This window comes from Tolypothrix sp. VBCCA 56010 (assembly GCF_050875635.1).
GTDB lineage: Bacteria > Cyanobacteriota > Cyanobacteriia > Cyanobacteriales > Nostocaceae > Hassallia.
Window position 1 is genome coordinate 52,519 of the sequence record NZ_JBPAOH010000005.1, and the last position, 24,396, is coordinate 76,914.

Genomic DNA, 24,396 nt, shown 5'->3' on the forward strand with positions numbered 1-24,396 from the left:
AATAAAAACTTGCACAATGACAGATGAAGAACTCAAGCAACTCATCGAAAGCAATGCCAGAACCGCTCAAGCAATGTTAGATACAATGGCTGAAGCAAGACTTGAAAGACAAGAACTCCGAGAAGGAATGATACAGCTTCAGAGCGCAGTAGAAAGATTGGCTAATATACAACAAGGAATAGCAAATTTGCTAGTTTCTCTTGATGATGACCGTCCTACAATTCTAAGAAGGCTGACTGCAATTGAGAATAAAGTGGATCGGCTATTGCAACAAGAGCAAGAAGAACGTCAAGAATAAGTTTTTATGGCACGAAACAAGATCCCCGACTTCTTGGAGAAGTCGGGGATCTGAGTCTTTAAAACAGTCGAAAAATAAACGGATAACGGAACGGTTCATCAGGCTGAGTTAGACAGTGAAATAATGCCCAAATTGTCAGTCCCCAGTGTATTGCAAAACCAAGTGCAACAACGGGGAAGAATAAAATTCCGCCAATACCAAAGGTAATAAAAGATATAATCGCAATCGGAATTCCAATTAAAGTTGCCCAGAACCAAACATTGAAGTGAAAATTAATCGATTCTTTAGCGTTGCTTTTAACAACTGGGTCATCGGAAAGTGAGTTAATGACAATCGGAACCCCAATCGATAATAATCCTGTACTAAAAAAAATCGCTCCATGACACAGAGATGATAGCAATTTACGTTTATCAGAGTCGTATGAAACTTGCATCCTGGTCGCTCCTCAACTTGCTTTCTAGCTTTGATTGTAACGAGCATTTAATAAGTTTAGTATTGCTGTTTCCCGTACAAGCACAACTTTTCCGGCTTTTCCTTCAGATAGATTAACTTTGACTGTTACTAATCGACTCTAACTATGAGGTTTACCGAACCCCCACAGTAGAAGAACGAATTCAAAATATCTAGAAATTTTTAAGGGCAGACAAAATGCCTGCCCTCTTGGATCATAAAAATTGTGAAGTACCTGAACCACAAGGGTCTAGGTTTCTTGGGCACACATGATGTTTTCAGTGTTATCCTAGTCTTGCAACTAGCTCCTCAAGCGTGAGTTCCGGCACTCCCTGCCGTACAAGAAGTATTATAGCATAGCATTTGGGCTTGTATTGAAAAAATTTCTAAAGGAGTAGACAATGGGTAGATTAAATCCTTTCTCTCTACAGATGCAGATTACGCGAATGTTTGAGCAAGGGCAATCATTATTTGCTACCACCAAAGTGCAAGATTGGTTGAAAGAGCGTCAGCACAATCCAGCAGATTATGATATTATTTTCCATCAAAAACCGGCTCCCCCTGGTTCCAAAGAAGTGATGGTAATTGAAATTGAACTGCGTCGCAAAGATGGACAACCTGTAGATCCGTGGTTGCAAGAACAAGCTAACCTTCATGCTTGAAAAACGTAGGTGCGTTATAAAGCGCACCTTTGCAAACGATGCAACGGTAAAGGCGATCGCTCACAACTTAAATCAACCGCTGCCAGATAATGGTAAATTTGATGCAGTAGTTTCCAGTGCCATCCACCATCTAACTGGCGATCGCAAACATTCTCTCTACACAGAAATATTTCAAATATTGGAACCGGGTGGTATTTTCTGCAACTTAGAACATGTTTCTTCGTCAACACCAGCATTGCACGAATATTTTTTAAAAGCGATTGGTAGAACTCTTGAACAAGACGATCCATCAAATAAACTTTTAGACGTGGAAACCCAACTGCATTGGTTGCGAGAAATCGGCTTTACTGATGTGGATTGTTACTGGAAGTGGCTAGAACTTGCACTGATAATTGGGTTAAAACCGAACTAACACCATTGCGGTATCGTGGATGAATTTAATCTGGCTTTTATTGCGAGCTTCAAAGTTGCAGGTAGCGATCGCTATTTTAACTGGTTTAGTCAGCGGTGGAACCACCGCCCGACTGATTGCACTAATTAACAGTGCTGTCAGTGGCAATTTTACATCTAACATAGTGTGGTACTTCGCAGCACTAGCATTTGTAGTTATCATCAACAGCATCATCTGCCAAGTTTTGTTAATCAATCTTTCCCAAGACGCTGTTTATCGCTTGCGGTTGCGCTTGAGTCAAGGGATTTTATCTTCTCCCTTGCGACATTTAGAACAACTCGGTGCAAATCAATTAATGACAACCCTCACCGAAGATGTTGCCACACTATCCACCACAGTTTACGCAATTCCCTTTATTTGCGTTGACATTGCGATTATTGCTGGTTGCTTGCTGTACCTCGGTTCGCTTTCCATCGGCGTGTTTGCCTTTACAATCGGCTTTATCATGGTAGCGCTGGGTACTATTCAACTGCTAATTAATAGAGCGCAACATTTTCTCACTTTAGCTAGAGTTGACCAAGACCGCTTATTCAAACATTTTAGCACCATCATTGATGGTATCAAAGAACTCAAACTACACGCCGCCCGCCGTCAAGACTTTTTCTCACAAGAATTGCAAAAAAGCGCTGCGACATCCCGCGATCATAATGCTACAGCGCTGATTACATTTTCAATTGGTAGCAACTGGTCAAATCTGCTGTTTTTCACTCTTGTGGGTTTATTGCTATTTGGTTTGCCGCAACTGATAGCGATCGCACCATCTGTATTATCAGGATATATACTTACCTTCACTTATCTGATGCTACCAATGCAAAGCATCTTAGACAAACTTCAGCAACTGTCTAGAGCAAGTGTAGCACTGCAAAAAATAGAAAGAATCGGGTTAACATTAGCCGCACAAAAAGAGGACACGGGGACACGGGGACACGAAGACACGGGGATATTTTCTACACTAGAATTACAACAAGTCACCCATGCTTACCCAGGTGAAGTAGAAGACAGCAATTTCATTTTAGGTCCAGTAGATTTGACTTTTCATCCTGGTCAATTAGTGTTCATTGTAGGCGGTAATGGTAGCGGTAAATCCACCTTAGCAAAACTAATTACAGGATTATACATCCCCGAATCAGGGCAAATTCGGCTAGATGGTAAAGTAATTACCGATGATAATCGCGAGTGGTATCGGCAGCATTTTTCTGTAGTTTTTTCAGATTTCTATTTATTTGACCGCATTTTAGGTATTAGTAATATTGACTTTGATAAACAGGCACAGGAATATTTGCAACAGTTGCAATTAAGTCACAAAGTAAAGATTGAAAACGGTAAATTATCGACTACAGCACTATCCCAAGGACAGCGAAAACGTCTGGCTTTATTAACTGCATATTTAGAAAATCGCTCTATTTATTTATTTGATGAATGGGCATCAGATCAAGACCCGGTTTTCCGGGATATATTTTATAAAGAAATACTATTAAATCTCAAGCAACAAGGTAAAACAGTATTAGCTATCAGCCACGATGACCACTATTTTCATTTAGCAGATAGAGTAATTAAGTTAGATTACGGCAAAGTTGAATATGACAAATCTTAAATCATAATTCATAATTCATAATTAAAAAAATGGTAAAAGCTGAACACGAATTTTTATGAAGCTAAAACTTTTTAAGTGGAGAGTTTAAGCTGACCGAATAATTATTAATTATGAATTACGGCGAGCTTAGGCGTTTAAAACGTATAAGAGAAAGCGCGTCTACCATTAATTTCATGAGTTAATTTTGGGATGCACAACGAGATATCGACACTTCCAGACGACGAGGCACTCGTTGCTGGGGTTTTTCATGCGCTAGGGACATATCTTTTTTGCCTAAGTTGAATTTTGTTGTGGAAAAGGGTGAAAGGGACACTTATCTGGTAAATAGAAAAATATACCCATTAAAAGAGCGATCGCTTTTTACCAATCTTACATATTAATACCTGCATCGCCCTTAAGTACACTTTAAGACGGAACGTATACCAATGATTGTTGAAACTTTGAATGGCACGATGTCCATTAACGCTCTGGAAATCAGTACTCTAGATTTTGAACGAGCGCTCGCCAGTTGTCGCAAAGATTGCGAAGCTGCTGCAACCGCTGCTGGATTTCCACTAAAGGCAGGGTACGACATCCTGATTGGATGCATTGCCAACCATTTTGATGGCTGGTCGCCGGATGACTTTAATCTATGGGTTCAAAGGGTAATTGAAAACTATGGCGAGATTAGTGCCAAGGGGGTTAAAGTTTTGGAACTGTACGAGCTTGTTAGCTTCCTCACGAGCGAACCACGACACCGCCCGAAACAAAGACTACTACGTGCCTTAACAAAATCAGCATAAGACCAGCCGACGAAGAATGCCTTTAGTTGCACCATCGTCAATGACCCTAGTCCAAATTAAGGAACGTAAACAACAAAACACGCCTAGCGCTCCTAGATGCTTAGGCTAAAGCAGGGCAAACGCATCTACTTTGCTGTCTTCAAATCTGACTCTTCTCAATTGCTTGCAGTACCAGGTTTTAACCAGAAGGCGAAGCCTTCCTTCAATTTCCTTGATACTCTCCACTCTGCCTAACAAAATAATCGGTGGGCTTGCATCAACGAGCAACCTTGCCTGTGGGTTCCGATACTTTAACAATTGCATTCAAACAAGGCAAAAACGGTAAATCAGTAATCCCCGGATCGTATCCTAGCTGGCTAAGAAGAGTAGTTAATTGTCCTCGGTGGTGAGTTTGATGATTAAACATATGCGTCACCAAAAGCCAAGCGGGTAAAATGCGCGTTTTTCCGTCTACACCGCTGGTGTATTTGAATGGTTGGTTTAACCACTCATGTGAAAGGCTTTTTGACCATTCTATAATTTGTTGATCGGTAAGTTCTCGTTCTTGACGAAGTTCATCAAAATCTGTATATAATTCCTGTCCGATTTTAGCTGTAAAAGGTTTTTCGATGAAGCGTCCCATCCAAGCGCGATCGCCAAAAAGCAGATGATTTAAAGTTCCGTGTATCGACTTAAAAAACGCACCTAAATCTTCTCTTCTTTTTTCGTCAGGGATTTCTGCACAGATAGCATAAAGCTTTTGATTCATCCAAAAGTTGTACTCTGCCATCGTTTCGTAGTAAGTGCGATCGGACATGATTTATTTCAGTGTATAATTAAGTTTGATTTTATCTAACAAATCAGCATTTATATAAGTTTGCTCTTTAGCTGATGAAGAAAAGGCTTATGACGTACCGAATTGTTTCACAACTGACTGAAAATCAAATTTCGGAACTGCTGGATTTGTACAAAAACGAATTCTGGAGTAATAAACGTACACTTTAAGACGTGACGCGGATGCTTTCAAAATCAAACGTTATTATCGCTTTAGTTGATGAAAATGAAAAATTAATTGGTTTTACTCGCAGACTCACTGACTTTGTTTATCGAGCGATTATTTTCGATGTGATTATTAAACCCACTCATCGAAACATGAAACTTGGCTCGAAGTTGATGGATGCAGTTGTCAATCATCCTCAGTTAAAATCAATCTTAGTGGATTGCTCTTTGCTGTTTGCCAGAAATGATTCCATATTATCAACGTTGGGGTTTTACATCTGAATTAGGTAAAATGCAGTTGATGTTTAGAATAAATCAAAATAATGATAATTAACCCGGAAAATATACCCACTCGCACAACTTCAATTTATCCCGATGAATTTAAGCCTTTGGTGTCAGGAAGAGTGAAACAAGCGTTAGGTAATGCGGCTGGCTTGAAAAACTTTGGTGTAAACTTAGTAACACTTGCGCCAGGAAGTTGTTCTGCGTTGAGGCATTGGCATATGCGACAAGATGAGTTTATCTATGTGATAGAGGGTGAAATCACGTTAATTAGCAACGAGGGAGAACAAATATTAAAACGGGGTATGATGGCAGGTTTCCCTGCTGGTGAGGAAAATGGACACCATCTGGTGAATAAATCTGAGGCGATGGTAGTTTATTTAGAAATTGGCGATAGAACTTCAGGCGATCGCGTAACCTATCCAGATGATGACATCATCGCGAAATCCACTCCTGATGGTTGGATGTTTACACGCAAAGATGGTACTTTCTATGATTAATTTTGCATAAATATTGTGGGCGATACTCCTACGCAGTCACTTTGTTAACGCATGGAAAACATCTACAACTTTCTCAAAATATCCGATACAATTGCCACTTCCGGACAACCGACTTCAGAACAGTTTCAAGCAATCAAAGAAGCCGGATATCAAGTTATTGTAAATCTGGCACTACCAGAATCTCCTAACGCTTTGCCAGATGAAAAGCAAATTGTCGAAAATCAAGGTATGCAATATGTCCACATTCCCGTAGTTTGGCAAAACCCAACAATCGAGAATGTGAAAGAATTTTTTAGCGTCATGGAAGGGAACGCAGACAAACAAGTTTTTGTGCATTGCGCTGCAAATATGCGAGTTTCAGCATTCATGTATCTTTATCGCCACCTTTGTCAAGGTATTAGTGATGAAGATGCCAAAAAGGACTTGCAGAAAATTTGGATTCCTAATGAAATATGGCAGAATTTTATTGAACAAGTAATATCAATTAAAAAATAATCCTTTGGGGCAGTACTTTTGATAAAGCTAAACTTAAAACCTTAATGACACAATAGTCACTATCGTTGGAATTATGACCTTGCAAAGCGAATCTGTGTTTCACTCACTACGATAAAATTGTCAGATAGTTGTTCAGCATACATTTCCAATAGCCGTTGCAAAGTCTCAATTTTGTTTGTAGCTTTTTGATTTTCCAAACGTAGAAGAATAACACCTTTATGCGAACGGTGTTCTCTGTAGACTTTTTCTCCAAAGTCTTTGTCGTTGGTGATTAAAATCCAGTTCTCTGTAAAAGCCTTCTGGATTATATCTTCGTCATCGATTCCCCGCGCTGACTCATATACTGAAAACACTTCGTATTTTTGCTCCCGGAGCCATTTTGCCACAACAACACCAACGTTTTCATCTACCAAAAAGCGCATCTACGCCATCTCCGTAACAAGTGGCATAAAACTAGTACTTTCCAACGAACGACTGGCAAACAAAAAACAGGCTTGAATATCTGCTTCGACTAAGCCTTCATACTCTTCAATAATTTCCGTTATTGTTGCACCATGTGCCAGCAAATTCAGAATATATTCAACGCTTAAGCGTGTTCCCTTAATAACGGGTTTCCCTAGCATTACTTTCGGGTTAACAGTAATACGGCTAAGTAGTTCGTCTACCATAGTTTCAACCTGGAAATAGGGGGAGTTAAAACCATCATAAGCTGTTTAACTTTAGTTGAAGAACAGTCGCACTTTTCGCTTTTGTGGTGAAAGGCGATCGCATCCCACTGACATCTCAGTAAAATCGCTATAATACACAAAATAAAGCGATACAAGGTTGCGGCAAATGCTCAGGCGGCTTTGGCGGTGGCTAAAAAGGTCTTTAGTACGTTTATTTAATAGCAAGTCTCCACCGTTGGGGAAATACACACCCGTAGAACCACGGAAACTGCCGACAGATGCAGAGTATGAATCGTTGTTTCTCGAACTGTTGGCTGGGGTGAATGACGGCTGGAGTCGGGGACGGGTAAGAGGCTTTTTGGATGGAAACAAAATCGCTCAGGCTGGTTTGGTGGAGTGGTTGCGGGGTTTTGGTGAAAGATTGTTAGTGTCAAATGCACTGAATGCGGAGTTAGCACAGCGGATGGTGCAGTTGGGTGAGTTGGATGTTGGGGATGTGGGAGAGGTGGCGCGTGATATTGGGATGCGGTTGTTGAGGGGGGGAGAAACGAACCGCGAAGGCGCGAAGGACGCGAAGGGAGGAGAGGAGGGAGAGGCAGAAGCGTGGTTTGAGCGAGGGGAAGAGCAATACTATGGTGGGGATTTTCTAGGTGCGATCGCCTCATTCGACAAAGCCATAGAAATCAAACCTGACTACCACGAAGCTTGGAACAACCGGGGCGGGGCGCTGGTTAACTTAGGGCGATATAGTGATGCGATCGCGTCATTCGACAAAGCCATAGAAATCAAACCTGACTACCATGAAGCTTGGTATAACCGGGGTGTTGCGCTGGGTAAATTAGGGCAATTTGAAGAAGCGATCGCCTCTTTCGACAAAGCCATAGAAATCAAACCTGACGACGACTCAGCTTGGATCAACCGGGGTTTGGTGCTGCATATCTTAGGAGAATTTGAAGAAGCGATCGCCTCTTTCGACAAAGCCATAGAAATTAAACCTGACGACGACTCAGCTTGGTATTTCCGGGGCGTAACGCTGGTTAACTTAGGACGCTATAGTGATGCGATCGCATCTTACAACAAAGCTATAGAAATCAAACCTGACTACCATGAAGCTTGGTATAACCGAGGCATGGCGCTGGATAACTTAGGGCAATTTGAAGAAGCGATCGCATCCTACGACAAAGCGATAGAAATTAAACCTGATTTATACGAAGCTTGGTACAACCGGGGCGGGGCGCTGTTTGATTTGGGACGACATAGTGATGCGATCACATCCTACAACAAAACTATAGAAATAAAACCTGACTACCATGAAGCTTGGAGGAACCGGGGCAGGGCGTTGTTTTATTTAGGGCAATTTGAAGAAGCGATCGCATCCTACGACAAAGCTATAGAAATCAAACCAGACTTCTACGAAGCTTGGGAGAATCGGGGCGGGGCGCTGTATGACTTAGGGCGATATGAAGAAGCGATCGCATCCTACGACAAAGCCATAAAAATCAAACCTGATTTATACGAAGCTTGGTTAAACCGGGGCATTGCGGCAGAAAAATCAGTTAGTTATAATCAGCTACCGAGTTTGTTAATTGGCATAGTACAGAGAAATCCAATCCTCAATCAGCGTGGCTATGAGGGACAATTGGCAAGCTATGAGGAAGGTTTGAAGTATTGCCAGCAAGACACGCACCCAGAAGGCTGGGGAGAATTGCATCAAGCGATAGGTAATGCTCACTACTTCCGAGGGCGAGGAGATTTCTACCCCCGCACCTATTGGGACAAGGCTGTTAGAAGTTACAATCAGGCGCTGAAAACTCTCACACAAGCAGATTTTCCTGAGTTGCATCTAGAGGTTTTGCGAGACTTGATTCGCGTGCAGTTGGATTTGCGGGAAACTGCCAAAGCGGAAGAACTCCAGCGACGCGGTACAGATTTTTTACGTCGCTTGCTGAGTGAAGCAAATCGTTCTGATGAAAGTAAAAAACAACTAGCTTTGAAGTTTGCAGGTTTTCAGCAATTGACTGTTGATTTAGCGGTGCAGTCTGGGAATCTGGTGCAAGCAGTTGAATTAGCCGAACAAGGTAAAAATGCCTGTTTAAGTTGGCTTTTGTCTGCGTGGAGTGATGATATTTCCTCACCCAACTACTTAGAAATGCAACAGTTGCTTAATCCTACAACTGCTGTTGTTTACTGGCATATTAGCCCTTACGCCCTACACACTTTCATCCTGAAACACAACGCACCATCACCCATCGTCTTGGGAGAAACCGGGTTTCTCAGCCAAACGCAACGCTTGCGCGACTTTGAAGACTGGGTGAAAAAGTGGAATGAACAATACGCCGATTATCGCAAAGGTAAAGATAAGCAAGGCGAAAAAGAAAGTACATGGCGCGACAACTTGCCCGAAATGCTTCGCCAACTGGATAATATTCTTGATATCTCCGCTATAGTTAGCGCCATAAACCCTGACAATGCAACCTCATCAATCCAAAATCCAAAATTCAAAATCCAAAATTTAATTTTGGTTCCTCACCGCGACTTACACCGCTTTCCTCTCCATGCGCTGTTTGGCGATCGCTTCACCATCACCTATCTACCCAGCGCTCAAATTGGCATAAACTTACAGCAGACGCACAAAGATGATACGGGGATACAGAGACAAGGAGACAAGAAGAATTTCCCCACTTTTGTAGAGACGCGAAATTTCGCGTCTCTACAACTCCTTAGCATCGAACATCCCAACAGCAAAGGTTATCCCTCGTTGCAATTTGCCCAAATTGAATCGGAAGCGATAAACCGAATGTTCTTCAAACCTACTCGGCTTTCCTCTGAACAAGCCACAAAAGAAGCACTAATAACTGCTTTGCCGGAAAAACACAGTATTTTCCACTTTACTGGACATGGGGAATACAATTTTCACAATCCTGCTTTATCGCACTTGGCGTTAGCGGGTGAAGACAAACTGACTCTTACCGATATCCGCAACTTTGATTTGAAAAGTTACAAACTCGTTAGTCTTGCAGCTTGCGAAAGCGCGATCGCAGGTAATCATACCATCACCACCGAATATGTGGGGCTTGTCAGTGGCTTTATGAGTTGCGGTGTGGCGCATGTCGTCAGTACACTGTGGATTGTAGAATCAGCCGCTAGCGCTTTGGTGATGATTCAATTTTACCACCTGCTGCAACAAGAAAAATCAGAGATTGTAGCTTTGGCTAAAGCTACCCAATGGTTGCGAAATGTCACCAACGCCAAACTTGCAGAATGGTATGCGGCTCAAATCGCCCAACTTCCAGAACATGAAGGCATAGTTTACCGTTTTTTGTCACGCCATTTAAACAATATTAACAATACAACCGAACCAAATAATAAACCTTATAATCATCCTTATTTCTGGGCAGCTTTTACAATTACTGGGAATTTTGAATCATGCAACCTTTAGAAGCCTCGGAACTCAAAGCTTTTCTTTTTGCACTTTACCAGCTTGACGCACCTTTGCCAGATGATGTGCAAGCGCAGATAAATAATATCAACATTCCGGCGGATATTGACAAACTGTATGACATTGTCATGAATTATCCGCCGCTTGCAACTTACTACGAACAAATTCACGAATCTTTAAACGCAAATAGTAAAATCCGGAGTAGAGGACCTTTACCAGCTAAAATTAATCATGCTGCGGAACAGCAAAGCACAGAAATCAACAATATTCTTGTTGCCATTGACGAACAACTCGAAGATGAAAACTTAACTGAAATCTCTCAACCCATTTTCAATGCTGCTGACTCTGTAAGTAAAGCTAAAGATGTTTGGGCAATAATTATTCGTTCTTTACAAATGCCTATGCCATGAATCAACAGTATAATCTCATTTATCCAACTGTTGATTTATTCGTCTACGATTTGCAACAAGGCTTAGGACAAACAGACGAGCAAATTAACCAAAATCGTCATCACTTTTGGCGGAAAATCAAACCCGAATTAAATAAAGATTACCAAAAGCTTAATTCTCAAGAACAGGATTTACTCAAAAAACTCGCTTTCCTGGAAAAAACGGAAGCCGATTACGTCGAGTTACACGAACCAGAAAAACTTGAAAAATTTGACCCAGACTTAGAAGGCTACTACCGCGCACTGCAACTGAGTGATACCTATGCCTTACAGGTCGATTGCTCTGTTATCAATGATAATAAGAGCAAACCTATCAGCCGTTTGCAAGATATTAAAAAAAATATAGAATCCCGGATACATCAGCAAGGAAAAGTCGGTAAAACTTGGTTTATTTGGGGACAGTTGTCACAAGTTTATAACGATAAAGAAATTAAAGCGATCGCTCAACAATGCTATAAGCAAATAAACCCCATTTATCAAACTCAAATCAACTTGAAAAACCAGGGTACTTTTTTAGGTGCAACAGCATTTGAAATGTGGGAACAGCCTAATGATTGGGTTGATGACAAAAGCTTTCAAGATAGCTTTCATATATTAATATGTTTGTTTCCACCACAGCGATCGCTTGACGACATCACCACAAGCATTGCCAATGTATATTTCGATTTAAACCGTCTGTTTTGCTATCGTCATAAAATTATTTGGGCTTATCACCAAAGCCGCAAATTGAAAAGCAAACTCAAGAAAGATTTTCATGAAGTACAAAAAATAGTAAAAAAAGTCACTGATTTAGGACAACAAATAAACGCAGGTAAACTCAATCTTGAAGAATTACAAAAAACCCTAACTAAGACATTGACAATTTTATCGCACTATGCAATAGATTTAAATTACCTTGATGACCAAGGACGCACAATAAAAGTAAATCTTAACAATTACAAAAAGCGGCTAGAGAAGATTTCCAAAGAAAATAGCAACAATCAGCAACAATTTATGCAAGAATTTAGCGAATTTAGTGCTGAAAAATATCTCCAACAAGTAGAGACAGATTATATTAACCTCAGCCCAGGCTTGACCCTGCTGCAAAATTTAATTAGTACAATTCAGGGTACAATTGACATATACCAAGCAAAAAGCGATCGCCACCTAGAAGAATTCATCGGCATCGCAGGTGTGGGACTAGCAACCAGCCAAATAGGATCTGCCGTCATCCTAGCCGAGATACCCAAAGATAAAAACCCTCTAGCTTACCAAACCCAAATCTTTACCTTGAGTTTGTTTATAGGGTTGATTTTTGCCGCGCTAACGTATATATTGCTTCGCAGCCTTCGTCGCTAATAACTTCTTCCTTTGCGTCCTTCGTGTCTTCGCGGTTCGATATTTTAACCATGTCTTCTCAACGCACAATTCAAAGTATATATACTGATGGCGCTTGCACCGGCAACCCAGGTCCGGGTGGTTGGGGTGTAGTCGTCTATTTTACCGATGGCTCAATTTATGAAATGGGCGATCGCTCTCCCCATACCACCAATAATAAAATGGAAATGCAAGCAGCGATCGCAGCTCTCAAATACTTAGAAGAATCTGGACAAAAAGAACCCATTTCCCTTTATACCGACAGCGAATATTTAATCAACTGCGTTACCAAGTGGGTGAAAAACTGGAAAAAGAAAGGCTGGAAAAAAGCAGATGGGAACCCCGTCCAAAATCAAGACCTTTTGGAACAATTGGATGAACTCAATAGTCGCAGAGTCAAGTGGGAACATGTCCGGGGTCATTCTGGTAACATAGGAAACGAACGGTGCGATGTAATTGCTCGTGCCTACGCCACTGGTAAAACCCCATCCCTCAAACAACTCGCTTACACTCACTCTCAGCAATCCTTAACGCAAACAAGCGAGATAAATGTAGCAAAAGTATCTGATTGTGATACAAACTCGACAATAATTAACAAAAGAAAACAAGAAATCAGTATTGCAACAGATACAACAATTATGGAGCCATCTACATCGACAACAATCGAAGAAAAACCACCAGAGATGAGGGTGGCGCATCTCCGCAACTTAGTTGAAACTCTGCACATCGCTGACGAAATAGCCACAAAAGGCTACTTAATCACCAGTTCCGAACTAGCAGATTTAATGGATGTTCACGCCAGCGCTGTCACCAGTCGAGGAGATCAATGGCGTTGGCGCAACTGGATCGTTTCACGAGTACGACGAGAAGGTAATCAAATTCTCTGGGAATTGGAAAGAGGCGATCGCCTGGGGAATGAAAGTGAGGAGTGAGGAGTTAGGAGTGAGGAGTTAGGAGTTAGGAGTGAGGAGTTAAGAGTGAAGAAGTTATTCTATTTTCTATCTTCTTTCTCATAACTCATAACTCATAACTCATAACTCCTAACTATACTTCCGTCCTCGCCACTCGCGGGGAGTACGAAATGCAGATAAGAAAATTCGTAGCACCGCTATGGGATCGGCTAAAGGAGAAAGCCAGAACAACCAGCCGTATGTGGCAGTTTTGCGATCGTAAGAAGGTGCGATCGCCAACAACAAAGCAAAGCGAATCACCAGCAGAAATACATTCAAACCCAGTAGGAGGAGGGGGAGAGTGGGGAAGTGGGGGAGGGGGTGAAATGGGGAGAGAAAGAGGTAAGTAAGGACAACAAAAATAGGTAAACCCTGAACTGAAAAAAGTAGCCATAAATCCCCCCACAATTGAGCGCGGGAAGATGCATCTTTCAAATCAAGACTTCGCCCCCATTCCTTCCACGTCTCCAACGCTCCCTCATACATCCGCACCTTTAGCACCTTCGCACCATCCAGAAAGCCTACCTTAAAGCCTTGAGCGGCGATATTACGAGCTAAAGTAACATCATCACAAAAAGAACCCCCAGCACTGCTGTAGCCATCCACAGCCGCTAAAACTCGGCGACGACACAAAAAGCATTGTCCATTCGCCATCACCCGTTCTGGCTGCTTAGTATTCACACCAGCCGGATCAAATCGGTAAAGCAGAGTCATCAACAAAGCCGGCTGTAACCAGCATTCCCCTGGATATTTCAGAATAAACTGAGGCGACAGCGAAACCAAGTCATATTTTTCAGCTTCTGCTGTCTTCACCAAACCAGCAATCAAACCGGGATCGGGCTGAGTATCAGCATCCATCCCTAAAAACCACTCACTTGCCTCTGAACTATGCAAAAAGCCATTATGCAACGCCCAAGGACGCCCCACCCAACCGGGAGGTAAAGGATCATCCGTCATCAGCCGAAAACGAGGGTCTTTTTGCTGTGCCAATTTTACCAAGTCGGGAGTGCCATCTTGGGACTTACTGTCTACAACAATAATTTCCCGAAGTTCGTAACTTTGCCGACTTAAGCAGTTTAACAAAGGGCTAATACGTAAAGCTTCATTTAAGGTAGGAACGATAACACTGACACTACCTAAAAGCTCTGGTGTTGGTTGTTGGGGTTTAATAGGAGGATGGCGTCCGGGTCCTTTCAGCAGACGCGAGAGCAAAATCGCTGTTGTCGGTACTTGGATAAGTAGCAAAAATAGCGTTAAATAATTCAAAATTCAAAATTGAAGAATGGGCAATGGGCAATGGGCAATGGGCAATGGGCAATTGAAGAGGGGAAAAGGGGAAAGGGAAAAGGGACTCATGGGAAATGCCCCATGCCCAATGCCCGATTCCCCATGCCCAATGCCCCATGCCCAATGCCCAATGCCTCTTCTTTCTGAAAATGCTTACTTCAAAGCAACTTTGACTGGAGCCACTTGCATTTCTGTGTTTGCTTCAACGGCTGGTTGTGCGGGTGTATTTGCAGTTCTCCACCACAGAGCTAAAGCCGGAACTACACCACCGACAAAGCCCAGTAAAACTGGAATCGCAAACCCAGATCCTAAGCTGAGTCCAGCGGCGAAGACAAAATTGCTGATATAAACGATTAAAGGAACGTTGAGTTGCGATCGCTCTAATTTTATCGACGCATTTCTCCACAATAGTGCTGTTACAGTCATGAATAAAGCACTTGTACCAAACCAACCTGCATAGTTTTGGTAAGGTGTCCCAAAGAAAGCTCCTGGTTTTTCCCAATACCAAAACGGAAAAGCAGTTTGACTCATACCTGGCTCTAAAGCGAAGTCCCAGCAGGTGAATAACAAAGCACCTACCGCTATAGCAGCAATGTGACGCACTAAACTTGGTTTTTCAGCTACTTGCAAACCGGCTCTGGCGATTAAGTACGCCGAAAGACCAACATAAAACCAGGATATAGGAATTGTAAACGGTACTAACCCGGCAATTTTATAGCCCAACCCACTCAAGTAGTTATAATCACCAAATGGAAATCCTGTGCTAGTTCCTAGCAGTTCACTTCCTACAGAGATAAACACTGAGGGCAGCATGAATGCTAACCAGTTTCGCAATCCCAAAACTCGATACGCGAAAATACTGACAGCTACTGTACCTAATATAATATCAACTACACCACCGTTAGCCATACTCGACTGCATCGCAGTCTCTCCAACAGTGCCTAAATTCAAAATTACTTCGGCATTAGGTATGACCAGTAGTATACCAAGCAATCCAAAAACCTTGGATAAAATATGACCGATCAGGCATACGCGCTCAACAATAACAAGTTGTCTCATGATAATTCCCTAACAAGACGTGACACGCGGCTACTTCGCTGCTAACAGTTTACAAATGTTTAAGAACATATTTAACTAATTTGAGGGCTAATTAGGCGTAAACTTGTTTGTCTTTCTTTGACACAGCATACGATTCTATTGGTTAAAGGGAAAATACACAAGATGTTAAATTTATAGTTTAAATCATTCAAGTAAAAATTTATCAACAAAGAATTCAGGAGTTTTAAACCCCACCTCAAGACAGATAAATCGGTTTAGACATCGACTACGCCGTTCGATCGCAACTGATGTTTTCTACATAAAATGAGCAAATTGTCAAGTAGCCCAGAAGCTTTGCTTGCAGCAGAGCAGATAGTTGTGGAATAATGAGTTGATATGGTATTGGGAAATCAACCGATGTCAATGTATGAAAAGTTTTCTTTGGGTTTCCCTGACGTTAGTGGTTCTTGCCTACGGTAGCTTGGGCTGGTTGATATCGCAAGCACATTCACCTTGGTATGTTTGGTTGACGGTAGTCACAGCTATCTTGTTTTTGCTATCAGCCTTGACAACTCCGTGGTTGAAGATTGCAGATTATTCTATTATTTTCTTTAGATCGGATACTAGAACTTTCGCCTTTTCGGTTTTAGCTGCTTTCTTGTTCTTTCTGATGATCGCCTGGTTTCAAGTATTTATTGATACCTTGTTAATCATTTGCGCGAACATATTATTAAGAATAGACCTTCAAGGGTCTGGTTTGGGAGAACGGCAAACTTTTTTTCTGACGAGTATCTTTTCTTTAGCAGGTTTAGCCTTGGGTGCAATCATGCAGACGGCATTTCCACATCATTTAACTATCCGTTTTCTTTGAAAATTGAAAATTGGGAATTGGGGAATCGGGCATGGGGCATCGGGCATAGGGCATAGAAAGAAATTTGGCTTTATTTTTATTTTTATTGCCCATTAAACAATTGCCCATTAAACAATTGCCCCATTCCCCAATTTATTAACTTTTGAAGCCTAAATTACAAAATAAGTTTTATTATCTATGCCTTATAATACAATGTTTCAGTTGATAAACATGGTAGATAAAGGAAACATTAGATACAAATAGGCTTGAAGAGTTTCTGCTTTTTGTTATGAAAATATTATCGTAAAAAAGTCTGCTGAAAAAGAGCAATATTTGCTACTTTTACAATTACATAATTTATGCTTTTTATTACAACTTTAAAAAAAATTTACATGCAAAATAAAAAGAGAGAAAAATACTGATATTTGCGTTCGGAGACGAATAATGGTAGCGATCGCCGAAAATGCTCAAAAACGGCTAACTATACAAACTGTAGAAATTGCCCCGAATACAACAGCGATTCGTTCTCTTGATTGGGATCGCGATCGCTTCGACATCGAATTCGGTTTGCAAAACGGTACAACTTACAACTCATATCTAATTCGCGGTCAGCAAACCGCATTAGTTGATACTTCCCACCGGAAGTTTGAAAAGCTGTATTTAGACACGCTCAAAGGTTTAATCAACCCCAAGGCAATTGATTATATCATAATCAGCCACACAGAGCCAGACCACAGCGGCTTGGTGGAAGAAGTTTTGCAATTAGCGCCCAGAGCAACCGTTTTAGGTTCAAAAATTGCCTTACAATTTCTTGAAGGCTTAGTACACGATCCTTTTTCCAAGCGAATTGTTAAAAGTGGCGATCGCGTTGACTTAGGTAACGGACACGTCATAGAATTCGTCAGTGCGCCTAACTTGCACTGGCCCGATACAATATTCAGCTACGATCGCAAAACCCAAACTCTCTTCACCTGTGATGCTTTTGGGATGCACTTTTGCGACGAGCGAACCTTTGACGAAGATTTAGAAGCAATAGAAGCTGACTTTCGATTTTACTACGATTGCTTAATGGGTCCCAACGCTCGCTCTTTGCTGAATGCAATGAAGAGAATGAGCGAACTAGGGAAAATCAACATCATCGCCAACGGACACGGACCCTTACTCCACCACAACCTTGATTTTCTCACAGAACGCTACCAAAGCTGGAGCCAAATCCAAGCAGAAGCGCAAACAACCGTAGCTTTATTTTACGTCTCAGACTACGGCTATAGCGATCGCCTCGCCATGTCGATTAATGAAGGAGTCCAAAAAACTGGGGTAGCCGTCGAAATGATGGACTTATCCAGTGCGGAAATCCAAGAAATTCAAGAACTGGCAGGTAGAGCATCTGGTATAATTATCGGAATGCCGCCAACCGCAGCGGTTGCAGCACAAGCGGCGATTAATTCGCTTTTAGTTGTCGCCAACAACAAGCAAAAAGTCGGCTTATTTGAATCTTACGGTGGGGATGACGAACCGATTGATACCCTCCGGAGAAAATTCATCGATTTGAGTGTGAAAGAAGCCTTTCCCGCAATTCGGATTAAAGGTGAACCCACCGCAGCTACTTACCAATTGTGTGAAGAAGCGGGTACAGATTTGGGACAATTGTTGATGCGGGAACGCAACATCAAGCAGATTAAATCGCTTGATGTCAACATGGAAAAAGCCCTCGGACGCATTAGCAGCGGATTGTATATTCTCACCGCCAAAAAAGGTGATGTCAGCAGTGCGATGTTGGCATCTTGGGTAGCACAAGCGAGTTTGCAACCATTAGGATTTACAATAGCCGTTGCCAAAGATAGAGCAATGGAATCATTATTGCAAATAGGCGATCGCTTCGTCCTCAATGCCTTAGAAGAAGGAAATTATCAAGACCTGAAAAAGCACTTCCTCAAGCGTCTACCTCCCGGTGCCGATCGCTTTGCCGGCGTGAAAACCCAAAGCGCGAAAAACGGTTCACCCATTCTTACCGATGCTTTAGCATACATGGAATGTGAAGTCACTCAAAGCATGGAATGCAGCGACCACTGGATTCTTTACTGCACCGTCCAAGAAGGTCGCGTCTCCAAAGATGGACTCACCGCAGTTCGTCACCGCAAAGTAGGTAATTACTACTAGGGACTAGGGACTGGGGACAAGGGGACAAGGAGACAAGGAGACAAGGGGACAAGGAGACAAGGGGAGGACACAGCGAGTGCGGGGGTTCCCCCCCGTTAAGGAACGTGTCCGTGGACAAGGGGGATGAGGTGAATTTTCTTCCTTGTCTCCCCATCTCGCCATCTCCCCCTCCCCCCCTCCCCCCATCCCCCTTGTCCTCCCCATCCCCCTTGTCCTCCCCATCCCCCCCAAACGCTATCTCTTCACCCTTCACTCCACACCTATGAGCGATTCCAAACCCCGTGACGTTCAAGTTTTACCGATCGCCACAAACACTACAGTAATGAGAGCGCGTAGCTGGTCGCGTCTGCGGTTTGAAATTGAATATGCATTGGAAAGAGGTACAACTTCCAATTGCTATTTAATCGAAGGTGATAAAATTGCACTTGTTGACCCACCAGCAGAAACCTTCACCGATATTTTTCTGGAAGGATTGCGGCATTCTCTCGACTTTAAAAAGTTGGATTATGTGATTTTAGGTCACTTTAGTCCTAACCGTATCGCCACTTTTAAAGCGCTGTTAGAACTTGCACCGCAGATTACCTTTGTCTGTTCGTTACCAGCAGCTGGAGATTTGCGTACTACTTTCCCAGACCGAGATTTAAAAATCATCGTCATGCGCGGGAAAGAAACTTTAGATTTAGGTAAGGGTCATGTTTTAAAATTTGTTCCTACACCTAGTCCAAGATGGCCCGCCGGTCTTTGTACTTACGACCAACAAACGCAAATTCTCTACACAGATAAGTTATTTGCAACTCATATCTGTGGCGAGCAAGTTTTTGATGAAAACCGCGAAGCTTTAAAAGAAGACCAGCGGTATTATTATGACTGTTTGATGGCGCCTCATGCAACTCACGTCCAAGCAGTTTTAGAGAAACTATCAGAACTGCAAGTGAGAATGATCGCCACCGGTCACGGACCTTTGGTGCGTTACGGTGTTGTCGAACTGATCAATTCTTATGAAGAATGGAGTCATTCGCTTTCCGAGCGGGAGATAACAGTTGCTTTGTTGTATGCTTCAGCTTATGGCAATACAGCAACTTTAGCGCAAGCGATCGCTCTCGGATTAACTAAAGGTGGTGTCGCGGTAGAATCAATCAACTGCGAATTTGCGGAACCTGATGAAATTCGCGCTGCTGTCGAAAAGGCAGATGGTTTTATTATCGGTTCTCCTACCCTCGGCGGACACGCACCCACCCCAGTGCAAACAGCTTTGGGTCTTGTCCTCGGCGTTGGTGACAACAGCAAACTTGCCGGTGTCTTCGGTTCCTATGGCTGGAGTGGCGAAGCATTTGATTTAATTGAAGGCAAACTTCGCGATGCTGGATATCGGTTTGGATTTGAGACGATGCGCGTCAAGTTCAAACCCTCGGATGTCATTCTCAAGCAGTGTGAAGAAACCGGTACAGACTTTGCCCAAACTCTGAGAAAGGCGAAAAAATTGCGTTTGCCCCAACAAGCTGTAACTCCTGTGGAACAAGCTGTAGGTCGAATTGTCGGTTCGCTGTGCGTCATTACGGCAAAGCAAGGAGAAGTCTCCACGGCGATGTTAGGTGCTTGGGTTTCGCAAGCAACCTTCAATCCACCCGGAATCACCGTTGGTATTGCCAAAGACCGAGCAATTGAATCTTTGATGTATTCTGGGGGTAAGTTTGCCCTGAACATCTTAGCTGAAGGCAATCAACAAGATTTTGTCAAGCACTTCCGCAAATCTTTTGCCCCAGGTGAAGAGCGATTTTCCGGCTTCTCTACAGAAATTGCCGAAAATGGCTGTTTAGTCCTGACTGAAGCCTCAGCATATCTTGAGTGTTCTGTCAACCAGCGCATGGAATGTGGCGATCACTGGGTTGTCTATGCCACCGTTGACAACGGAAAATTACTCAAACCGGATGCTGTGACTGCGGTTCACCATCGCAAATCGGGCAATCATTATTAGGATGCGCGTAGGCGATCGCTAATTACATCATGTCCGTTTAACTAATTATATATCTTCGTAGTAAGGACTTCAGTCCTTATCCAATTCAGATGAGGACTTCAGTCCTCACTACGAACTTATCGCCTATATAACCGGACACGACAATTACCGCTTTGGTTAAACAATAGCCAAGGCGGTTTATTGTATCGGCTCTTATCCGGATGAAGTATCAGCTTATCAGTATTTGTATATGTTTGTGTGTAATTCCTTAATTCTTTGATGTATTCCACCCAATTGAAAACCACAATAATGCTTTGCCCCGGCGATATCAATACAATCAGCGCTACTTTTGCTCGCAGACAAGTAGGCAAAGACAATCTTATACCTTATTTATTCAGTATACTGCCATCAATTTTATATATCTTCTCAGCCATAAACTATAAAATACTTGAATCGGTGTGAGAAAATTCCGCAATTGCCACAAAGACAATTGAATATATAGTGTGTAATGTTTGACTAGAAGTTCAGTAGTCAGCATCTTTTATAGTAAATGCCAACTACTACCACAACGCTTTTATAATATTTTGCCTTACCCATGACCCCAGAACACAGCAAGATTAGATTTCCCCTCTGGCAGTATCTCAACCAGCCCCTATTTAGCCACGATAATAAGTTGGTATTAAATCCTCATCGCTTTGCCAACATCTGGCGAATAGAACTTCTTAAAAGGTGCTGGGCTAAAGAATGTGATGCTAAAGGACCGCAACAGCATTAAATAGCCACTTGCCAATTTTAGATTTGAGATTTTGGCATCGCTGAATATTAGTATGCAATCCGTAATTTCTCGTAGAGACGTTCCGACGGAACGTCTCTGCCGACAGTGACGCATGTGGCGTGGTGACTTTCCGCAAAATCCAAAATGTCTAAGTTTCGTCGATAGAACGAGGTTTTTTGCCGTCAAGCAAAGCACTAACAGTCATATCTCCCATGACATTAATCGCAGTGCGGCAGCGATCCAAAAACCAGTCTACTGTCACCAACAAAGCAATATACTGAGTTGGTAAACCAACGGAAGTAAACACCAAAGTCATCGTTACCAATCCCGCATTCGGAATACCCGCTGCCCCCACCGATGCAAAAATCGACGTGAGGATGACAACTAACTGCTGTCCCAAATTCAAATGTTGCCCAATCACCTGGGAAATAAACAATGCAGACATTGCCTCATAAAGGGCAGTACCATCATTATTAAAGTTTGCCCCAACCAGCGCCCCTAAAGAAGCAGAAGATTCTCGCAAGCCGATTTTTGTCTGTAGAATTTCAAAGGTGATAGGCATTGTCACCGTTGAGGAAGAAGTGGAAAAAGCTGTCAAAAAGGCATCAGCACCCCCAGCTAAAAACTTCAACGGGTTCACCCAAGAACCAAATTTGACTCTAGTGAGGTAGTAGCAAGCTTGTAATGCCAGCGCTACCAGCACCGCCACGATGAAGGCAAACAGAGATTTAAATGGCGAAAAGCCTTGCAAGGCAACAGTTTTAGCTACAATTCCAAACACTGCCAAAGGTACGAGGGCAATCACCCAGTTGAGGACGCGAATTACTGCCTCAAACAAAGTCCCGACTAAATCCTCAATCGGTTGGTATCCTCTTTTTCCTTCAGCGATTTGTTCTGATTTTATTGCCCGCAAAACGATACCAAAGCTCAAAGCAATTACAATCAGTTGTATAACGTTATTATCAACCAACGGCTTGAGGACGGCTTCTGGTATAGCGTCTTTGAGTAATCCCCAAGGGTCAAGACTTTGACTGGCTGCTTGTGTATTTTCTGGAGCCGCCAAACGCCCCCAAGTACCGGGACGCAGAATATTTGCTACTAAAAGCCCAACTAGTATTGCTACGGTTGTATTAGTTAAAAGTAATACAGCTAATTTCCGTCCTGCTGTTCCGGGAATATTCGTAGTCATGAAGGTATGCAACACTGCTACGAGAATCAGCGGTGTAGCTAGGGCGCGGAGTGCTTTCAGCACCAATTCAGCGGGAATTGCTAAGTTGTTGATAAAGTCTTTATTGGCTGCGTTGGGGTTGCCTGCACCTAAAGCAATTCCTAAGCCGATTGCCAGCACTAAGGCGATGATAATTTGCAATGTGAGAGGGATACGCTGCCACCAAGGACGGAGTTTAGTGTCAGGCTTAATGCTTTCTGTTTCGTTCATTGCGTTTTGTCAGACTGAGGAATTGCATATATTGAAACACGACTCAAGAGATTTCACTCTTTGTACAATCTGTAGTGATTCAAACTACAACAGCATTGTTGTGAGTTACATAAATTTATCAAAAATTTTTGCGGATTGTACGCAAACTACGAGGACTTTTGCTTACACCAAGCAGATGCGATCGCTTTTATTTAATCTTTACATAATCTTACTTAATCCTAAGCTAAACTTTACTTCATCTAAATTTTAACCGTGTCACAATAGCATTTATATCAATAATTTTACTTAGATAGTTAAATAATTTAATACCATAAACCACTTAAAAAAGGCGGGTATTGCAATAATGATGACAAATTTGGAAATAAATAAGCGTAAGCAAAAGTACTTGGGAGAGTGTTTAATTGAAGCAGGCTTGATAACGCCATCTCAATTAGAAACGGCACTTAAAGAACAAAATTCGTCTGGCAGACATTTGCAAGAAATTCTTACAAAACATGGCTGGATTAAACAGCAAACTATTGAGTATTTTCTGGAAAAGATAGTTTTACCAGAACAACTAACAGCGAATAAAAAACAGCTTGATCAAAACAAAAATTCCATAGAGCAAATTAGTCATGCAGAATGGGGAGGCTCTGATTCAGCACAGCCTTTAACTGTATCGTTGCGTAAGTTCGCGATCAATCTCTCTCCCAAAAACACGTTGCGAGTTTTGTTTTTGGTGATACTCAGTCTTTGCCTCGTCAGTCTTGCCGGACAGTTCAGCGTGTACTTTCTGCCTGAGTTCCCGTTGAGAGGTTTCTTCGCAGCAATATTCTACATTGACTATGAACAAAATATTCCTGCGGTGTACTCTGCGTCTGCTTTACTATTTTGTTCTGTTCTTTTGTTGATAATCGCCCATGCCAAGAAAGTAGCTGGTGAACTTTTTGTCCGCCACTGGACAGCCTTATCAATCATCTTTCTGTATCTTTCCGGCGACGAATTCATGAGCCTTCATGAAAGGCTGATCGATCCGTTGCGAAAAACACTTAATACCAGTGGCTTTCTTTATTACGCTTGGGTTATACCTGGTGCTATCTTCATACTGATTTGCCTGTTAGCGTTTTTAAGTTTTCTCGCTGCTCTTCCCGCAAAGACACGTTATGTATTTCTGATTGCTGGGACAATCTTCGTATTTGGTGCAATTGGCACAGAATTAGTTGGTGGGTACTATGCAGAATTACACGGACAGCAAAACATAATTTATGTCATAATAACGACGATTGAAGAGTTTCTAGAGATGCTCGGCATTGCTGTCTTTATTTATGCTTTGCTCTCGTACATTAGTACATACATGAAAGGCATGGCTTTGCGAATCAATATTATTAATGACAACAAGCAACGCCAAAATGCTGAATTACTTACTTAAAAAATATAACGGGTGCGTCTTCATCGGGGTGACTGATGTAAAGTTATCTGACTGCACTGCCGTTTTTGCCCTACTCCTTGTCCACAATAAAATAACAGGCGTGCATTTGCGATGAAAGTGGCTTGGATGAGGG

Annotated in this window: 25 protein-coding genes and 1 pseudogene; 18 read left to right on the forward strand and 8 right to left on the reverse strand. The window is 42.3% G+C overall.

Annotation, left to right across the window (positions count from 1 at the left end; genetic code table 11):
- Positions 1-16 precede the first annotated feature (16 nt).
- Positions 17-298: a hypothetical protein gene (locus tag AABK37_RS02970; protein ID WP_432550125.1), complete on the forward strand. Its 282-nt coding sequence runs from the start codon at positions 17-19 to the stop codon at positions 296-298.
- A 58-nt stretch (positions 299-356) separates the two neighbouring features.
- On the opposite strand, the gene AABK37_RS02975 is transcribed toward AABK37_RS02970, so the two are convergent.
- Positions 357-731: a DUF4870 domain-containing protein gene (locus AABK37_RS02975; protein ID WP_089127128.1), complete on the reverse strand. Its 375-nt coding sequence runs from the start codon at positions 729-731 to the stop codon at positions 357-359.
- Positions 732-1,149: 418 nt separating this feature from the next.
- Between AABK37_RS02975 and AABK37_RS02980 the strand changes: the two genes are divergently transcribed.
- From AABK37_RS02980 to AABK37_RS02995, 4 genes are all read left to right on the forward strand, one after another.
- Positions 1,150-1,410: a hypothetical protein gene (locus AABK37_RS02980; protein ID WP_432550126.1), complete on the forward strand. Its 261-nt coding sequence runs from the start codon at positions 1,150-1,152 to the stop codon at positions 1,408-1,410.
- On the forward strand, positions 1,403-1,822 hold the full coding sequence (locus tag AABK37_RS02985) for a class I SAM-dependent methyltransferase (protein ID WP_432550127.1): 420 nt from the start codon (positions 1,403-1,405) through the stop codon (positions 1,820-1,822). Before AABK37_RS02980 ends, AABK37_RS02985 begins: the two co-directional genes overlap by 8 nt.
- A 19-nt stretch (positions 1,823-1,841) precedes the next feature.
- Positions 1,842-3,455: a cyclic peptide export ABC transporter gene (locus AABK37_RS02990; protein WP_432550128.1), complete on the forward strand. Its 1,614-nt coding sequence runs from the start codon at positions 1,842-1,844 to the stop codon at positions 3,453-3,455.
- A 425-nt stretch (positions 3,456-3,880) separates the two neighbouring features.
- A complete protein-coding gene (locus AABK37_RS02995) occupies positions 3,881-4,237 on the forward strand; it encodes a hypothetical protein (protein ID WP_039738861.1) in 357 nt (118 codons plus the stop codon).
- Positions 4,238-4,493: 256 nt separating this feature from the next.
- Here AABK37_RS02995 and AABK37_RS03000 read toward each other — a convergent pair whose 3' ends face one another.
- Entirely contained in the window at positions 4,494-5,033 is a 540-nt protein-coding gene (locus tag AABK37_RS03000) for a DinB family protein (RefSeq protein ID WP_432550129.1), read from the reverse strand.
- A gap of 89 nt (positions 5,034-5,122) precedes the next feature.
- On the opposite strand from AABK37_RS03000, the pseudogene AABK37_RS03005 reads away from it, so the two are divergent.
- The 3 genes and pseudogenes from AABK37_RS03005 to AABK37_RS03015 all read left to right on the forward strand — a co-directional run bounded on the left by AABK37_RS03005 (position 5,123) and on the right by AABK37_RS03015 (position 6,492).
- Positions 5,123-5,549, forward strand: a pseudogene (locus AABK37_RS03005) (GNAT family N-acetyltransferase).
- On the forward strand, positions 5,539-5,997 hold the full coding sequence (locus AABK37_RS03010; RefSeq protein WP_432550130.1) for a cupin domain-containing protein: 459 nt from the start codon (positions 5,539-5,541) through the stop codon (positions 5,995-5,997). Before AABK37_RS03005 ends, AABK37_RS03010 begins: the two are co-directional and overlap by 11 nt.
- A gap of 51 nt (positions 5,998-6,048) precedes the next feature.
- Positions 6,049-6,492, forward strand: a complete 444-nt coding sequence (locus AABK37_RS03015) for a protein tyrosine phosphatase family protein (RefSeq protein WP_432550131.1) — start codon at positions 6,049-6,051, stop codon at positions 6,490-6,492.
- Between the two features lie 71 nt (positions 6,493-6,563).
- Here AABK37_RS03015 and AABK37_RS03020 read toward each other — a convergent pair whose 3' ends face one another.
- Both AABK37_RS03020 and AABK37_RS03025 read right to left on the reverse strand, forming a co-directional pair.
- Positions 6,564-6,914 (reverse strand): DUF5615 family PIN-like protein, encoded by a 351-nt coding sequence (locus AABK37_RS03020; protein WP_432550132.1) that lies wholly within the window; start codon positions 6,912-6,914, stop codon positions 6,564-6,566.
- A complete protein-coding gene (locus AABK37_RS03025; protein WP_432550133.1) occupies positions 6,915-7,160 on the reverse strand; it encodes a DUF433 domain-containing protein in 246 nt (81 codons plus the stop codon).
- Between the two features lie 235 nt (positions 7,161-7,395).
- Here AABK37_RS03025 and AABK37_RS03030 point away from each other — a divergent pair, with 235 nt between their 5' ends.
- Genes AABK37_RS03030 through rnhA form a run of 4 tightly spaced genes read left to right on the forward strand, consistent with a single transcriptional unit; the run spans position 7,396 to position 13,335 of the window.
- Positions 7,396-10,599, forward strand: coding sequence for a tetratricopeptide repeat protein (locus AABK37_RS03030; RefSeq protein ID WP_432550134.1), 3,204 nt, complete (start codon positions 7,396-7,398; stop codon positions 10,597-10,599).
- Entirely contained in the window at positions 10,587-11,009 is a 423-nt protein-coding gene (locus tag AABK37_RS03035; protein WP_432550135.1) for a hypothetical protein, read from the forward strand. The genes AABK37_RS03030 and AABK37_RS03035 overlap by 13 nt, the downstream gene beginning before the upstream one ends.
- Entirely contained in the window at positions 11,006-12,385 is a 1,380-nt protein-coding gene (locus AABK37_RS03040; RefSeq protein ID WP_432550136.1) for a hypothetical protein, read from the forward strand. The genes AABK37_RS03035 and AABK37_RS03040 overlap by 4 nt, the downstream gene beginning before the upstream one ends.
- A 50-nt stretch (positions 12,386-12,435) precedes the next feature.
- On the forward strand, positions 12,436-13,335 hold the full coding sequence (gene rnhA / locus AABK37_RS03045; protein WP_432550137.1) for a ribonuclease HI: 900 nt from the start codon (positions 12,436-12,438) through the stop codon (positions 13,333-13,335).
- A 108-nt stretch (positions 13,336-13,443) separates the two neighbouring features.
- Here rnhA and cruG read toward each other — a convergent pair whose 3' ends face one another.
- Positions 13,444-14,622, reverse strand: coding sequence for a 2'-O-glycosyltransferase CruG (cruG, locus tag AABK37_RS03050; RefSeq protein ID WP_432550175.1), 1,179 nt, complete (start codon positions 14,620-14,622; stop codon positions 13,444-13,446).
- Positions 14,623-14,649: 27 nt separating this feature from the next.
- Here cruG and AABK37_RS03055 point away from each other — a divergent pair, with 27 nt between their 5' ends.
- Positions 14,650-14,787 carry a histidine kinase gene (locus tag AABK37_RS03055; RefSeq protein WP_432550138.1) on the forward strand — a complete coding sequence of 46 codons (138 nt, stop codon included), beginning with the start codon at positions 14,650-14,652 and terminating at the stop codon, positions 14,785-14,787.
- A 6-nt stretch (positions 14,788-14,793) separates the two neighbouring features.
- On the opposite strand, the gene cruF is transcribed toward AABK37_RS03055, so the two are convergent.
- Entirely contained in the window at positions 14,794-15,699 is a 906-nt protein-coding gene (gene cruF, locus AABK37_RS03060; protein ID WP_432550139.1) for a gamma-carotene 1'-hydroxylase CruF, read from the reverse strand.
- Between the two features lie 406 nt (positions 15,700-16,105).
- On the opposite strand from cruF, the gene AABK37_RS03065 reads away from it, so the two are divergent.
- Positions 16,106-16,549: a hypothetical protein gene (locus AABK37_RS03065; protein ID WP_432550140.1), complete on the forward strand. Its 444-nt coding sequence runs from the start codon at positions 16,106-16,108 to the stop codon at positions 16,547-16,549.
- On the opposite strand, the gene AABK37_RS03070 is transcribed toward AABK37_RS03065, so the two are convergent.
- Positions 16,529-16,657 (reverse strand): hypothetical protein, encoded by a 129-nt coding sequence (locus AABK37_RS03070; RefSeq protein WP_432550141.1) that lies wholly within the window; start codon positions 16,655-16,657, stop codon positions 16,529-16,531. The genes AABK37_RS03065 and AABK37_RS03070 overlap by 21 nt on opposite strands.
- Before the next feature lie 315 nt (positions 16,658-16,972).
- Between AABK37_RS03070 and AABK37_RS03075 the strand changes: the two genes are divergently transcribed.
- The 3 genes from AABK37_RS03075 to AABK37_RS03085 all read left to right on the forward strand — a co-directional run bounded on the left by AABK37_RS03075 (position 16,973) and on the right by AABK37_RS03085 (position 21,417).
- Positions 16,973-18,688 carry a diflavin flavoprotein gene (locus AABK37_RS03075; protein ID WP_432550142.1) on the forward strand — a complete coding sequence of 572 codons (1,716 nt, stop codon included), beginning with the start codon at positions 16,973-16,975 and terminating at the stop codon, positions 18,686-18,688.
- Positions 18,689-18,950: 262 nt separating this feature from the next.
- Positions 18,951-20,663: a diflavin flavoprotein gene (locus AABK37_RS03080; protein ID WP_432550176.1), complete on the forward strand. Its 1,713-nt coding sequence runs from the start codon at positions 18,951-18,953 to the stop codon at positions 20,661-20,663.
- Between the two features lie 574 nt (positions 20,664-21,237).
- The gene (locus tag AABK37_RS03085) at positions 21,238-21,417 is read left to right on the forward strand and encodes a hypothetical protein (protein ID WP_432550143.1); all 180 of its coding nucleotides are present in this window, start codon (positions 21,238-21,240) and stop codon (positions 21,415-21,417) included.
- 148 nt (positions 21,418-21,565) lie between these two features.
- Here AABK37_RS03085 and AABK37_RS03090 read toward each other — a convergent pair whose 3' ends face one another.
- Positions 21,566-22,855, reverse strand: coding sequence for a dicarboxylate/amino acid:cation symporter (locus tag AABK37_RS03090; RefSeq protein WP_432550144.1), 1,290 nt, complete (start codon positions 22,853-22,855; stop codon positions 21,566-21,568).
- Between the two features lie 343 nt (positions 22,856-23,198).
- Between AABK37_RS03090 and AABK37_RS03095 the strand changes: the two genes are divergently transcribed.
- Positions 23,199-24,263: a hypothetical protein gene (locus AABK37_RS03095; RefSeq protein WP_432550145.1), complete on the forward strand. Its 1,065-nt coding sequence runs from the start codon at positions 23,199-23,201 to the stop codon at positions 24,261-24,263.
- The last annotated feature ends 133 nt before the right edge of the window (positions 24,264-24,396 follow it).

Excerpts from the sequence above, each read along its gene's own strand:
- AABK37_RS02970 (WP_432550125.1), top strand. The coding sequence starts at position 17 with ATGACAGATGAAGAACTCAAGCAACTCATCGAAAGCAATGCCAGAACC.
- AABK37_RS02975 (WP_089127128.1), bottom strand. The coding sequence starts at position 731 with ATGCAAGTTTCATACGACTCTGATAAACGTAAATTGCTATCATCTCTG.
- AABK37_RS02980 (WP_432550126.1), top strand. The coding sequence starts at position 1,150 with ATGGGTAGATTAAATCCTTTCTCTCTACAGATGCAGATTACGCGAATG.
- AABK37_RS02985 (WP_432550127.1), top strand. The coding sequence starts at position 1,403 with ATGCTTGAAAAACGTAGGTGCGTTATAAAGCGCACCTTTGCAAACGAT.
- AABK37_RS02990 (WP_432550128.1), top strand. The coding sequence starts at position 1,842 with ATGAATTTAATCTGGCTTTTATTGCGAGCTTCAAAGTTGCAGGTAGCG.
- AABK37_RS02995 (WP_039738861.1), top strand. The coding sequence starts at position 3,881 with ATGATTGTTGAAACTTTGAATGGCACGATGTCCATTAACGCTCTGGAA.
- AABK37_RS03000 (WP_432550129.1), bottom strand. The coding sequence starts at position 5,033 with ATGTCCGATCGCACTTACTACGAAACGATGGCAGAGTACAACTTTTGG.
- AABK37_RS03010 (WP_432550130.1), top strand. The coding sequence starts at position 5,539 with ATGATAATTAACCCGGAAAATATACCCACTCGCACAACTTCAATTTAT.
- AABK37_RS03015 (WP_432550131.1), top strand. The coding sequence starts at position 6,049 with ATGGAAAACATCTACAACTTTCTCAAAATATCCGATACAATTGCCACT.
- AABK37_RS03020 (WP_432550132.1), bottom strand. The coding sequence starts at position 6,914 with ATGCGCTTTTTGGTAGATGAAAACGTTGGTGTTGTTGTGGCAAAATGG.
- AABK37_RS03025 (WP_432550133.1), bottom strand. The coding sequence starts at position 7,160 with ATGGTAGACGAACTACTTAGCCGTATTACTGTTAACCCGAAAGTAATG.
- AABK37_RS03035 (WP_432550135.1), top strand. The coding sequence starts at position 10,587 with ATGCAACCTTTAGAAGCCTCGGAACTCAAAGCTTTTCTTTTTGCACTT.
- AABK37_RS03040 (WP_432550136.1), top strand. The coding sequence starts at position 11,006 with ATGAATCAACAGTATAATCTCATTTATCCAACTGTTGATTTATTCGTC.
- rnhA (WP_432550137.1), top strand. The coding sequence starts at position 12,436 with ATGTCTTCTCAACGCACAATTCAAAGTATATATACTGATGGCGCTTGC.
- AABK37_RS03055 (WP_432550138.1), top strand. The coding sequence starts at position 14,650 with ATGGGCAATGGGCAATGGGCAATTGAAGAGGGGAAAAGGGGAAAGGGA.
- cruF (WP_432550139.1), bottom strand. The coding sequence starts at position 15,699 with ATGAGACAACTTGTTATTGTTGAGCGCGTATGCCTGATCGGTCATATT.
- AABK37_RS03065 (WP_432550140.1), top strand. The coding sequence starts at position 16,106 with ATGAAAAGTTTTCTTTGGGTTTCCCTGACGTTAGTGGTTCTTGCCTAC.
- AABK37_RS03070 (WP_432550141.1), bottom strand. The coding sequence starts at position 16,657 with ATGGGCAATTGTTTAATGGGCAATAAAAATAAAAATAAAGCCAAATTT.
- AABK37_RS03075 (WP_432550142.1), top strand. The coding sequence starts at position 16,973 with ATGGTAGCGATCGCCGAAAATGCTCAAAAACGGCTAACTATACAAACT.
- AABK37_RS03080 (WP_432550176.1), top strand. The coding sequence starts at position 18,951 with ATGAGCGATTCCAAACCCCGTGACGTTCAAGTTTTACCGATCGCCACA.
- AABK37_RS03085 (WP_432550143.1), top strand. The coding sequence starts at position 21,238 with ATGACCCCAGAACACAGCAAGATTAGATTTCCCCTCTGGCAGTATCTC.
- AABK37_RS03090 (WP_432550144.1), bottom strand. The coding sequence starts at position 22,855 with ATGAACGAAACAGAAAGCATTAAGCCTGACACTAAACTCCGTCCTTGG.
- AABK37_RS03095 (WP_432550145.1), top strand. The coding sequence starts at position 23,199 with ATGATGACAAATTTGGAAATAAATAAGCGTAAGCAAAAGTACTTGGGA.